Annotated in this window: 9 protein-coding genes; 4 read left to right on the plus strand and 5 right to left on the minus strand. The window is 60.2% G+C overall.

The annotated features are described in order from the left end of the window. Positions 1 to 66: 66 nt before the first annotated feature. The 3 genes from VSR71_RS27150 to VSR71_RS27160 form a co-directional block, all read right to left on the minus strand. Positions 67 to 336 carry a hypothetical protein gene (locus tag VSR71_RS27150; protein ID WP_342916863.1) on the minus strand — a complete coding sequence of 90 codons (270 nt, stop codon included), beginning with the start codon at positions 334 to 336 and terminating at the stop codon, positions 67 to 69. 908 nt (positions 337 to 1244) lie between these two features. Next, complete coding sequence (locus tag VSR71_RS27155) at positions 1245 to 2171, minus strand: lysozyme inhibitor LprI family protein (RefSeq protein ID WP_342916864.1); 927 nt, start codon at positions 2169 to 2171, stop codon at positions 1245 to 1247. 644 nt (positions 2172 to 2815) lie between these two features. After that, a complete protein-coding gene (locus VSR71_RS27160; protein ID WP_342916905.1) occupies positions 2816 to 3979 on the minus strand; it encodes a porin in 1164 nt (387 codons plus the stop codon). A gap of 672 nt (positions 3980 to 4651) precedes the next feature. Between VSR71_RS27160 and VSR71_RS27165 the strand changes: the two genes are divergently transcribed. Beyond that, the gene (locus tag VSR71_RS27165) at positions 4652 to 5665 is read left to right on the plus strand and encodes a 1-aminocyclopropane-1-carboxylate deaminase (protein ID WP_342916865.1); all 1014 of its coding nucleotides are present in this window, start codon (positions 4652 to 4654) and stop codon (positions 5663 to 5665) included. A 519-nt stretch (positions 5666 to 6184) separates the two neighbouring features. Here VSR71_RS27165 and VSR71_RS27170 read toward each other — a convergent pair. Continuing rightward, on the minus strand, positions 6185 to 7075 hold the full coding sequence (locus VSR71_RS27170) for a CoA ester lyase (RefSeq protein WP_342916866.1): 891 nt from the start codon (positions 7073 to 7075) through the stop codon (positions 6185 to 6187). 673 nt (positions 7076 to 7748) lie between these two features. On the opposite strand from VSR71_RS27170, the gene VSR71_RS27175 reads away from it, so the two are divergent. Continuing rightward, positions 7749 to 8354 carry a YitT family protein gene (locus VSR71_RS27175; protein WP_342916867.1) on the plus strand — a complete coding sequence of 202 codons (606 nt, stop codon included), beginning with the start codon at positions 7749 to 7751 and terminating at the stop codon, positions 8352 to 8354. A 369-nt stretch (positions 8355 to 8723) separates the two neighbouring features. On the opposite strand, the gene VSR71_RS27180 is transcribed toward VSR71_RS27175, so the two are convergent. After that, entirely contained in the window at positions 8724 to 9770 is a 1047-nt protein-coding gene (locus VSR71_RS27180) for an AraC family transcriptional regulator (RefSeq protein WP_342916868.1), read from the minus strand. 101 nt (positions 9771 to 9871) lie between these two features. Here VSR71_RS27180 and VSR71_RS27185 point away from each other — a divergent pair, with 101 nt between their 5' ends. Together VSR71_RS27185 and VSR71_RS27190 are read left to right on the plus strand one after the other, a co-directional pair. Further along, positions 9872 to 11383 carry an NAD(P)/FAD-dependent oxidoreductase gene (locus VSR71_RS27185; RefSeq protein ID WP_342916869.1) on the plus strand — a complete coding sequence of 504 codons (1512 nt, stop codon included), beginning with the start codon at positions 9872 to 9874 and terminating at the stop codon, positions 11381 to 11383. Positions 11384 to 11432: 49 nt separating this feature from the next. Further along, positions 11433 to 12377: an alpha/beta hydrolase gene (locus VSR71_RS27190; RefSeq protein ID WP_342916870.1), complete on the plus strand. Its 945-nt coding sequence runs from the start codon at positions 11433 to 11435 to the stop codon at positions 12375 to 12377. Positions 12378 to 12398: the final 21 nt, after the last annotated feature.

The following is a 12398-nucleotide window of genomic DNA, read 5'->3' on the forward strand; positions in this document are numbered from 1 at the left end:
CACCCCACGGCGTTGGCGTCGGGGACCGCACTCTTGGCAGCCACGGCATTCGACCGATACGGGTTCTCAGTATTTGGTATCCCGCTTTTCCTGACGGCCCTCCTGCTTTGTGTCGCGTTTTTCCTGCCGACACTCAGCATTGCTCTTCTGGTTTTCGGCCCGGCAGTCGACCTTGCCCGAACGCGCCTCCTGTTTGGCCGCCTGGTTTGCGTCTCTGCCTTGTTGGCGCTGCTGCGACTGTTCGGTGGCCACGGCAGCACCCGATAGCGCCAGAAGCCCGGCCACTGCCAGTACTCTGCCGGTGTGGCCCCAGAGGCCCTTTCTCAATTCGACCATTTTCCCTCTCCTCTTTGCTTGGTTGAGACGGCGCTCTGCGCTCGCGCCAGGCGGCATCCGCATGCTCGTATCAAGGCAGAGCCACACAGCCACTTTGAAAGGTGAACCGACCCTCAGCGAAATTCCATAATGGCACGAATGACCGCCGGAAACCCGCCTGAATGAAGGCTAGACGAAATTAACGCCATCACGCTCCGTAGTGACATAAGTGCGGTAAATGTCGCCGATGCCTGGGCTCTGAATCAGAGAGGCGACCGCGCGAGAGGCAATGCTCAATGTGGAGCGCTCGACTTGCGCCCAATCCGCATCAAGTCTGGCGTTGCTAATCACATAAAGTTTGCGTTGGAGATTTCAATCGGTGCGTATGACCGCACGGCGGTGTCCATCGTCACAAGGGCTACTCAGAAGTGGAGCATGCGCCGATTTTCGGCAAGCGGATGCGGCTGGCAGACGTTTGGGGAGGTACGTTAGTCACCACACGTCAGGCTATCCGGACGCTTCTTGAAAGATTACAGTACAAAAACAGCAAACGCCCAGCCAACCAGCGCCGTTCCTGCAGAGCAAGCGGCAAGCGCCACCGGATCTAATGTCCAAGAGTAGTGCATATATATAGGAATCTCTTCTATAGTTTGGTATTCATTAGTAAGGCGCTGGCACCTCTATTCCATTTCGGCAGCCCGTTCCTGATGTAGATTTTCGTCAGGATTAACCTCGCTAACTCACTATAAGGTAGGCCACCGGAGGCGGGAACGCTTTGCTTAACCCGCCGACTGCTTTGCAGTTCATGCCATGTACGAGTGGGCTGATGACAAATATGCTCCTCCCCGCTCTCTTGGATTAGCTCAGGCCGTGCGCATTGGCTCTGGCGATCGTTGGCGGCACCTGGCCAGCGTCCTGCTTACGATCTATTAAGAAGCCGTGGTCCGCTTTAGTTCGTTGATGCGCAGTTGGTAGCTTCGTAGCAGGCAAGCCTTATCGCTACACTTGTTGCGAGAATTACGCAGCCATGCGCGTTGATCCTCCCGTAAGCGCCTCTTGTCTGCCGACGCTTTCAGCTTCTGATCATAGATGCCTGCCAATGTCTTATCGACCCGCGTAAGTTCTGTGTCGCCGCAAACAAGCTGCGCTTGAACGGATATGAGCTTGCTGCAATCAAGGCTGTGCATCAGCGCAGCCTTGGTATCGTATCGAGTTTCGAGCAGGCCTGGCCTGCACAGACCTGCCAATGACTTGCATGCGATGTTGCGCCCGACCCATGCCATGTCACGTGCACCATAATGCTTGACGAAGCGGTTGATGGCAGCGTGGCTGATTCCCCTTTGTATTGCATTTGCCGCGATGATTTCGTTGCAAAGCGAGTCGGCGGCATAGATGTGGCCACCGCCGCGCCGGTAGCAACTGTGAAAGCCTAGCAGACCGGTGCCAACGACACTTCGGCGCTCCCCTGAAGCAAACAGGATCGAGGCACAAGCCGACGCGCACCTGGCGTTGTCGGGAACTGTTGTATAGACGCGAACTTTATCCATGGCGTCGACAACCCGGAAAGCGGCCTCCACATTTCCGCCTGGACTATTCAGAACAAGGATGACAAGTCCTTCTGCATCGCGGTCGGCCATCCGGGCGACCGCCAGGAATTTTCTTGCATCCCCGTCCCGGATCGTCCCCTCCCCGATCACCATTTTCAGATTGATTTGCGGTTGGTGGTAGATCTTGAAGTCCATCCCCAGCACCACACCGGGAAACATGAGCACAGTGAAACAAAACCAGAACAGCAACTGTAGTCCCAGGCTTCGCGCGGCCGCGCATCTGGCTGCGGGGTGCTCAGTGCTGCGCATGCATGTCTCCTCAGAATGAAAGGAGCACAGCTTCGAACCTGCGCATGAGGGCTACGGCTTCTGCGGGGATCACCATTGACCGGACCGGCGCCGTTGAGGCAGTGAAGCTCGAACGGCGCCAACGGGTCGGGAGTCCGCCGGAGGTGAAGACCTTGAAGTCAGAATGCGGTCGGGGACAAATCCAGGCCGCCACTCGAATCGATGGAAATGCGATAACGGACCGTCGCAGCTGGAGTGAGCCTTACCTCCCTCTCCTTCAAGCCACCGAGACACATTGCCGAAGTCTGGGCGCCAAGAATGATCGCCCCCGGTTTGGCGTAGAACCGGGCGACCTCACCGGATTTGAGTCGGCCCACTTCCTTCCCATCGACTGACAGGACTGTATCGCAAGCGCTGCCGTAGAACCCTTGATCCCGGGTCACGACCAGCGTTGCAAACTCGCCGGATGGCGGCGTTTGCAATCCGCTAAGTCTCTCGGCAGGTGCTGGCGCCGCCTGACTTGCCGGTATGGGCGTGGACGAGCATGCGGAAACCAGCATGGTCACCACGCTGGCAGTGAGGATTGTTCTTCGGATTAACACAGTGGCCCTCCAGAAGACTTCAACGCAATGAGTGCAGGAACAAGGCGATGATTGCGGGTCGGCTCAGAACTTGTGCCGGACACCCAAGGCGACGCCGAACATATTGCTCTGCCCGTTGCCCAGGACATAGCTGTTACCCAGCGACAGACTGTTGGCAAAGACGGTCGCCAGCGAGTCAAGCATCAAGCCGGCGTTCTTGGCATAGGCAGTGGTCACGTAGACATCGGTGCGCTTGGACAGCGAGTAGTCGGCTACAAAGGAGACCTGCCACGGATTGGCCACGCTCGTGTTGCCATAAAGGTTCTTGAGATCGTCGTAGTTGTACTCGAGCGTGAGTGCCAGCGCCGGCGTGACCTGGTAGTTGGCGCCGATCCAATAGAAGTCATCGCGCTGGATCAGGGCATCGGCCGCATTCCTGTTCTGGCCCCAGCGGTAGCCGCCCATGATCTTGGCCGGGCCGAAGGCATAGCTGGCGCCTACCACGGCCTTCTTGACGGTGCCGGTGCCGGTGCCGATGGTGGGATTCCACTGGTCATAGCCGGCTGTCGCGGCGAACGGGCCGAACGTGTAAGCGAGCGCCCCGCCATAGGCAGTGTCGCGTCGGAACTGCCCCGGGACCTCACCATTGCCGCCGATCGGGATGGGGAAACCTACCGAGGCGGGCAAGGCTACTCCGACGCCGAAGGACCAGTGCGCAAGCGCCGTCAGCCCCCCGAACTTCCCAGAGTACTTGACGGTGTTGTCCGCGCGGTAGTTGGGGCCGGATTGCATGACGACCGGCTCATACTGCGTGGCATAGGCGGTCGGCGAGAAGTTGGCCAGGGCCTCGAACATCGAGGTGTATTGCCGGCCAAGGCTGACCTGGCCAAAACGGACGCTTTGGACACCCACGTATGCCTGGCGGCCGAACAGGCGGCCGCTTTGCTGCGACAAGCCGTTGTCGATGCCGAAGCCGCTTTCCAGCACGAAAAGAGCCTTGAGGCCGCCACCCAGGTCCTCGTTGCCGCGCAGGCCCCAGCGCGAGCCGGATAGCCCTCCCGAAGTCAGTCGGAAAACATCGTTACCCGGTCCCGGATTAAATCCATTGGCGGCCGTCGGCACGACGCCCGCGTGGTTGACGTATTCCACGTTGGCGTCGATCACGCCGTACAGCGTGACGCTTGATTGCGCAACGGTAGCCAGCGGCCATCCCAGCAGTGATGCCAAGACCATTCTTTTAAGTGCCATGCCCGCTCTCCTCTCTTTCTTTTTTTCTTGGTGGTTCAACCCACGGCTTCATTCGCTGCATGGCTGACCTTACAGCATGCTGCCAGGCAACCTGTTCGAGCATAGGAGCGTAATTCGTTCTCCGCCAACATCCGATGATTGGAAACGCCCGAAACGAAAAAAAGAGTGTCGGCCGGTTGCAACAGTCGCCGGCGAAGCGTGCGTGCGTAGTGCCTGGAATGCTGGTGAGCCAAGGCTCACAGGAGTTTGATCAGAAGTCGTTTCCGTGTCTGAAATCCAAACACACATAACGTATCGAGGGAGCGACAGGTCCGTATGCAAATTGCCCGCATTGGGTTTCTTGAAGGGAGGCGTCATGACGAATAGCGTCCTCGCCCAATGGGACCAGACACTTATCGCCAAGTGATGCCACGCAGCAGAAATGGGAACGCCGGGCTTTTCCGGCGCGATGCGGCGAGAGGCTCCGTTTTCAAGTAGTCCGAAGGCGCTCGCTCGAATGTGCTGCTTACGCTACAGCGAGTCCGCTCAGAGCGAGGGCGTACGCGACAATTTGGTTTCCACCTCGACCCTAGGCGAAGCGCCGCAGCTGAATGCGCGCCCCGCTCCACTATTTCGCCCTTTTGGACCTAATCTAGGGTCAATCTTCCCCCGTTCTTCGACAGGAAGTTCGACATGGCACTCGATCTCGAAAATCGCTTCGGCCGCATCTCGCTTGGCTTCTTCCCATCGCCAATTCATCGGCTTAATCGACTGTCCGATCTGCTCGGCATTTCTGTGTGGGCAAAGCGCGACGATGTATCGTCCGGACTCGCGTTCGGCGGCAACAAGATTCGCAAGCTTGAGTGGCTCGCCGCTGACGCAGTGAAACAAGGCGCCGACACGCTCGTTTCCATCGGAAACATTCAGTCGAATCACACGCGCCAGGTTGCGGCGGTCGCGGCGGTGCTCGGCATGCGCTGCCGGCTGGTGCAGGAAGAGTGGACACACTGGGACGATCCGGTCTACGACAAGGTCGGCAATATCCTGCTGTCGCGGCTGATGGGCGCCGAGACGCTGCTGGAGGGCGAGGGCTACTCGACCGAGGTGAAGGAGACGTGGTCGCGCGCGCTCGAGCAGGTGCGCCGGGAAGGCGGCAAGCCGTATGCGATTCCGGCAGGTGCATCCGATCATCCCCTTGGTGGCCTCGGATATGCGAACTTCACTGATGAACTGGCGCGTCAGGAACAGGAAATGGGCGTATTCTTCGGCACCGTGATTACCGCGACCTGCACCGGCTCAACGCAGGGCGGCATGGTCGCTGGCTTCCGGGCGCAAGACAGGCCCCGCCGCCTGATTGGCATCGATACCGCTTGCAACGAGGCGATGACCCGCCGCGCCGTGACGAAGAGCGCGCGGCAGACTGCGGAACTGATCGGCATCCGCAAGCCGATCGACGATGCCGACGTGATCGTCGATCCGCGTTTCGCCGGCCCGGACTATGGCCTGCCCGACGATCGGACGATCGATGCGATCCGCACGGCAGCGCGGCTTGAGGCGATGCTCACCGATCCGGTGTACGAGGGGAAATCTATGGCCGGGCTGATTGCGATGGCGCAGGCCGGTGAGATTCCGAAGGGAACGGACGTGCTGTATGTGCATCTGGGCGGCGCGCCCGCTCTCAACGCGTATCACAAGGCGTTCGCATGATCGGCTTGCACAAGATCGTGTGAGTCTGCAGGGGCTTCCAGGACTTCTGGAAGGATCGACGACTTTGCGTCCTCTGCGACGCCGCAGTTGCCGCATGCGGGGCCTTGCAGCAGTTCACTTGGCCGCTGGCATCGGGGGAATGCGTGGCGCGGAATCCGGTGTCCGTCAGGAGTCCCGGAATCCTATGGCCGGCTAACGTCGGATCCGCGATCCGGCGAGGCTGTGTCACGCACTGGGGACGATCTCTTGGTCAAGCTCCTGAAAGCAGCCGTTGCGTTGGCGCCGGACCGAACAGCGGAAGTGGGGGCGGGGTGCGAGGACCAGTGCACTCCCCTCATCGGACCGAAGCCGGCCAGCTACGGCCGTTGGCTACTGGTGAATTCCGACAATCAAACGTCACTTCAAGCCTAAACAACGGACATTTGAGTGTCGAGGGCACTTGTCATTTCATTGGCCGCCTGGGTCAGATCAGGCCGCAGTCAGCATCAGAAGTCCATCATCTCCCTTGCCGCACCGCAGTCAATCCTCGTCGATGTGGCACAGGATCCGGTGTGCCAGGCGCAGGTGTGGCCGATCAATCATCTCATTCCCGAGCCTGGCCACGCCGGTCGCGCCGACCCGCGAGAAGGCATCGACCACCTCCCGGGCCCAGCGAATCTCTTCTTCCTGTGGCATGAACGCTTCGTTGATGGCGTCGATGTGCGAGGGATGCGCTGCCGCCTTGGCCACGAAGCCGTCCCGCTTTGCCTGCGCGGCCTCCTCCCGGATCTGCGCCGGATCTGTGAGGCTCGTGCTGACCGCATCGATCGCGTCGATGCCGGCCTGGGCGGCGGCCATCAGGCACATGGTCCGCGCCACGGAAAACGGCGCCGTGAGATCCTTGCCGATATGCGAAGCGAATGCGCCAAGGTCGGCCGCGAGATCGTCGACGCCCCACATCAGCGCGCGCAACCGCATCGGTGCATTCCGATACGATGACAGTCCGAACACGCCTTCTGAGGACTCCGTCGCCATGGCAATGACGGAAACCTCCCAGCTATCGTGCAACAGCGCGCACTCGAACGCCGCAAGAAAATCGCACAGGCGATGAACATCGTCGACATTGCGACACTTTGGTAGCACGATTGCGTTGGGCCGGTGCGGGATCACGGCGGCGAGGTCCCGTAGGATATGGCCGGAGCCCAGCCCGTTGACACGCACTAGCACGGCCGACTCCATTGCGGTGCGGTTCTGCTCGAGGAAGCCAACGAGCTTGGCTCGCGCCTCGTCTTTGCCCTGCTCGGGCACAGCGTCCTCGAGGTCGAACACCAGCCCGTCCGCAGCGTACCTCAGCGAGGCCGCCAGCTTGCGGTCACTGTCGGCGGGAACAAAAAGAAGGGAACGCAAACGCTGTGGCAAGTTGTTATGCATGGTTGCAAATTCCGAAATGTTCAGGCGTCAGGGGTGGCCGGGAAGCACTGCGCAATGTTACGAACAATGCCACCGAATATATAGCCTGGCAAACCGCGTTTTCCGAAAGCACGTTTCGCCGCTGGCGAACGGCCTGGCGCCGGCCCTGCGCAACGTTTCCACCGGAAAGGGGGCGTGTCCGATGACAAGGTCAACCTGATGCATGGCAAGAATGGGTAGGATTTCCCATGGCTGCACCATTCAGATTGCTCCTCACCTCGCTGGCTGGAGCGGTCCCACTCCCACTCCAAGGCGGTTCAAGACCCTCGGGGGATCCTGAAAATCCGCTCCTAATGTGAAAGCCGTCATGGGTATATCCGCTATTGAATGGCCTCGAGGGGTGGGGAAGTCACCAGCGGGTAGCGGCAGCTAGTCTCGTGACAGTCCGGGGGCGATCGCCTGGAAAACGCAGTCAGTGCTGCACGAACTCGTACTTGGGGTCTGACACTTGACCAAGATCATGCGAGGCCTCGTCCAGCGTCGCTACACTTTGCCAGTTGTAGTGCGACGTGCGCCAGACTGATCTTGATGGACAGGTCTCGAAGTCGTCTTCGCCCCCGCCCCCGCCCCCGCCCCCGACTCTGCCTCTGCCTCTGCCTCTGCCTCTGCCTCTGCCTCTGCCTCTGCCTCTGCAATGAAGCCTGCTGTCACCCAACACACCCCCATAGAGAACTTGCAGGCACTGCTTATTGGCACATTGATTGTTGCACTGGCGGTATCCATGTTCAAACAGGCAGGTTTGCTGTCGGGCGGTACGGCTGGTCTGGCATTCCTTGCCCATTACCTCGGCGGCATGCCGTTCAGCCTGGCATTCTTCGTCTTCAACCTGCCTTTCTACTGGCTTGCGTGGAAATATCTGGGCGGGACGTTCACCTTCAGGACGTTCGTGGCCGTGCTGTTGTTCTCCGTCGAAGCCGACTTGCTGCCGCGCTGGCTCAGCTTCGCCACGCTCGATCCTACGCTTGCCGCAATACTGGGAGGCGCACTATTGGGCAACGGATTCCTGATTCTGTTCCGGCACGAGGCGAGCCTTGGCGGTGTCGGCATCCTTGCGCTCGTGCTTCAGGAACGGCACAACTGGCGCGCCGGCCATATCCAGATGGCGGTGGATGCGGCAATTGTCGCAGCGGCACTCCTGACCGTTCCATGGCCGCGCGTCGCTCTCTCCATCCTCGGTGCGGTTGTCCTCAACTTTGTGTTGGCAACCAACCACCGCCCGGGTCGCTACGTGGTCCAGTGACCATGGCTGGGATTCTCTCAGCCACCTACCAGCGGGAGCGAACCTGCTCGCTTCTGGACAGCCATTGCTGGCCTGGTTCCCTAAGCACCAAAGCATTGCCGAAACACTATCTCGTTGCAGAAAGCTTGAACGAGGATTGAACCGAAGAGCGACTTCCGGAAGTCATGTATCGGCCATGATGCGACATCCGCTCGCGCTGCTTTTGGGACATTCATACGTCCGCTTAATCCCAGTCGCAGCCGTTCCGGCGGGAGATCACTGTTGCGTCGGCCCCGCCCGGCTTTCACAGCAAGGACCGACTTCCCCGTTGGCAGCGCCCCGCTTTGCGAACGCAGCCTCACGACTGAACCTGAGTGCTGTACGACATCACTAACCTTTGGTCTCTCCCTCGCACGCATTGAAATCGCGTTGACTGCCGCCGCGGACATCCGATGGCGTGAGCGCAAACCACTGGCGGCAAGCGCGCGACAGTGCTGATTGCGCAGGAAAACCAAGCATCAGAGAAATCTGGCCGACCGTAAGCCCGGTGTTTCGAAGGTAATGCAGTGCGAGGATTTTGCGAACCTCGTCCTTAAGGATTTCGAAACTCGTGCCCTCTTCCGCGAGCCGGCGCTGCAGCGTTCTCGGATGCAGCGCAAGCAGCGCGGCAATACTGGATTTGTCGCTACTCGAAGTGCCAAGCGTCTGCCTCAGCAAATGGCGAACGCGATCTGAAGTGCTCCCTTGGGCCGCACCGAAATTCCGGAAAATGTAGTCTTCGGCGATCTGGCGCAGCGTGGCGTTTGCGCCCTTGACTTCTGCGGCAAACGTATTGCGCGCGATGTGCAACGTTGCGCTGGCCGGCTCCTCCAGCAGCCTCGCCCCAAAGAAGCGCTCATACACCGCACGACTGACAACAGGTTCGTGGGGTATCGATACGGCTCGCAGATCGTACTTGTCCCCGACGAACAGCCGCATGAAATTGTGCGCGTCGGCGAGGCAGAGATCGTTGTTCTGACGCATGGCGACGGAGCCAGACAGGCGGATGTCGATCGACATCGCGACCGTGTCCTTCACGATCGGGTCGCGCTCATTGAGGGACACGACAATGCCCGGACTGTGCACGAACAGGTAGCGAATTACATCGTTCACGGCAGCCCTGACCGTGGGCGCATTCCGTAGCACGATGCTCACCGGCCCCAACACGTCGACGCTCTGGTGGGTGGACAGGCGCAGGCCGAAATCGCCGCATCCCGTCACCTCGGCGCTGGCTTCCAGCAGATGGGTGGCCGAGCGCAGCGAAATCAACGCATCGTCAAGCTCCAGTGACTCCTCCGCCATGTGGTACCGGTGCAGCAGTGGCACGGGATCAAAGCCCATACTGCGCATCAGTGCCGGATAGCCCCGAAGGCCACTCGCTCTTACCATTGGATCCATGTCTCGTAGCGTAAAACATTAGTCTCATGGCGTCAAACGCCGGGGTATCGCTGTCGCTAGAGTTCGCATGTCAGTTTTCAAAATCAGCGAGGAGACATGCAATGACGGCCGACTACGACGTACTGATTATTGGCGCCGGTATATCCGGTATCGGCATGGCGTGCCATCTGGCCAGCGAGTGTCCCGAGAAGCGCGTCGCGATTCTCGAGCGCCGCCACGCGATCGGTGGGACATGGGACCTGTTCCGCTATCCGGGGATCCGCTCCGATTCGGACATGTTCAGCTTCGGCTATGCATTCCGGCCCTGGCATGACTATAAGGTCCTCGCCGACGGGCCGTCGATCCGGCAGTACATTGCCGACACTGCTCGCGCATATGGTGTCGATCGATCCATCCATTTCGGCGTCAAGATCGAAGAGGCGTCGTGGTCGACGGAACAGCGCCGCTGGACGGTTATCGCCCGGCATGAGAACACCGGAGAAACTTCGACCTTTACCTGTCAGTACCTCGTTCCATGCACCGGCTACTACAACCACGACCACGGATACCTGCCGCAGTTTCCTGGACAAGAACGATTCAACGGCTTGCGCATCCATCCGCAACACTGGCCGGACGATCTCGACTATCGCGGCAAGCGCATCGTCGTGATCGGCAGCGGTGCAACGGCCGTCACGCTCATTCCCGCGATGGCCGGAAATGCGGCTCACGTCACGATGCTTCAACGGTCGCCGAGCTACATCTTTTCTGTGCCGGCCTACGACAAGATCTCGGCCACGCTGGACCGTGTCTTGCCGACACGCTGGGTGTATCGACTGGCCCGCTGGCGCAATATCCGACTGCAGCGCCTCATCTATAAGGCGGCCAAGCGTTGGCCACATCGGATCCGGTCATGGTTGCTGACCCACGTCGAGAAGCAGGTCGGCACCGGCGTGGACATGCGTCATTTCACCCCAGGGTACAACCCGTGGGACGAGCGGCTTTGCGCGGTTCCGGACGGCGACCTGTTCACGGTCATCCGCGAAGGCAAGGCGTCCGTCGTGACCGACCACATCGAGACCTTCACGGAAGACGGCATTCTGCTGAAGTCGGGCAAAGTGCTGAAGGCTGACATCATCGTCACGGCGACCGGCCTCCAACTGCAATCGTTCGGGGGCATGAATCTACGCGTAAATGGTCGCAAGCTCGATCCTAGCAGCCTGATGACGTACAAGGGCGTGCTGCTTCAGGACGTTCCCAATCTCGCCTACCTGTTCGGATACACGAACGCGCCGTGGACACTGAGGATCGATATGGCGGCAAGGTACGTCTGCCGCCTGCTGAAGCATATGGATAAGGCCGGCTTCGACATGGTAACGGCGCATGCGCCGTCAGACGAGATGCTCGACGAATCGATTCTGGGCTCGCTGCAATCCGGCTATGTACAGCGCGGCCAGGGCGTGCTGCCACGCCAGGGACGCGGGTTGCCATGGCGCGTTCTCCATAACCTCGAGGTCGATCGCGAGATGCTGCTGAAGCAAACAATCGCCGACCCCGCGCTGGAATTCAAGCATGCCGGTGCCCGGGCGACCGCATCTCCCGCAAGCCTGGAAGGCAGTCGCGCCATGTCCGCGTAGGGTGCTGTTCATGCACGATCCCTGTCGACCGATGGAACCGGAGTCAACCATGCTCACCTTCGACTCCACATTCAAGAGCGATGGCGAATACTGCGCCGGGACGCTCATGCGGCCGGATGCCGTCGAGAGACCGCCTGTCATTGTCATGGCACATGGCTTCGGCGCGATTCGCGCGGCCGGATTACCCGCCTTTGCACGACATTTCGTTGACGAAGGGTATGCGGTCTATCTCTTCGACTATCGCAATTTCGGCGATAGCGAAGGCATGCCGAGGCATTGGGTCAGCCCACGTCGGCACCTTGCGGACTGGGCCGCGGCTATCCGGCACGTGCGGACGCTTTCCGCTATCGATACCGGGCGCATCGTTCTGTGGGGAACCTCTTTCTCGGGCGGACACGTGATCGAAACGGCCGCAAGCGATCGACGGATTCATGCGGTGATCGCTCAGGTACCACACGTGAGCGCTATCGCAAGCCTGCGGCAGGTGCCCGCGCGCGTGACCTTTCGATTGGCGATGGCAGCACTGTGCGACCACGCGGGCAGGTTGTTCGGTCGGCCGCACTACAGCCGAATCGTCGGGCGCCCCGGCGATGCGGCGGCCCTGACTAGCGCCGAATGCTGGGAGGGCTATGCGCGGCTGCTTCCGCCAGGAGCACGCTGGGAAAACAAGGTGCTGTCGCGGGTCTTTCTGGATGTTCCGTTCTATAGCCCGCTTCGCCGCACGCATCGGGTAAAAGCGCCGACGCTCATCATTGCCGGTCGACGCGACACGGTCACGCCGGCAAACGCAGCTTACCAAGCGGCAATGCGCATTCCCGACTGCGAATTTCACCTCGTGGATGGTAGCCACTTCGACCTTCATCTCGAAGATGAGCCAGCGTGCCTGGAGAATATCGCGCTGCAACTGGCGTTCCTGAGAAAGCACCTGGGGTCGACCAGTCCGTGCGAACCGGCGCGGCCTGATTTTCCTTTTGCGAGCCAACGCGAATCGTAGGAACGAGTATGGGAATGAGCA

Origin of the sequence: Cupriavidus oxalaticus (genome assembly GCF_038900635.1) — a bacterium.
Classification (GTDB): domain Bacteria; phylum Pseudomonadota; class Gammaproteobacteria; order Burkholderiales; family Burkholderiaceae; genus Cupriavidus; species Cupriavidus oxalaticus_B.

Coding starts and splice junctions, on each gene's coding strand:
- VSR71_RS27165 (WP_342916865.1), top strand. CDS start 4,652: ATGGCACTCGATCTCGAAAATCGCTTCGGCCGCATCTCGCTTGGCTTC.
- VSR71_RS27160 (WP_342916905.1), bottom strand. CDS start 3,979: ATGGCACTTAAAAGAATGGTCTTGGCATCACTGCTGGGATGGCCGCTG.
- VSR71_RS27175 (WP_342916867.1), top strand. CDS start 7,749: ATGAAGCCTGCTGTCACCCAACACACCCCCATAGAGAACTTGCAGGCA.
- VSR71_RS27150 (WP_342916863.1), bottom strand. CDS start 336: ATGGTCGAATTGAGAAAGGGCCTCTGGGGCCACACCGGCAGAGTACTG.
- VSR71_RS27185 (WP_342916869.1), top strand. CDS start 9,872: ATGACGGCCGACTACGACGTACTGATTATTGGCGCCGGTATATCCGGT.
- VSR71_RS27190 (WP_342916870.1), top strand. CDS start 11,433: ATGCTCACCTTCGACTCCACATTCAAGAGCGATGGCGAATACTGCGCC.
- VSR71_RS27180 (WP_342916868.1), bottom strand. CDS start 9,770: ATGGATCCAATGGTAAGAGCGAGTGGCCTTCGGGGCTATCCGGCACTG.
- VSR71_RS27170 (WP_342916866.1), bottom strand. CDS start 7,075: ATGCATAACAACTTGCCACAGCGTTTGCGTTCCCTTCTTTTTGTTCCC.
- VSR71_RS27155 (WP_342916864.1), bottom strand. CDS start 2,171: ATGCGCAGCACTGAGCACCCCGCAGCCAGATGCGCGGCCGCGCGAAGC.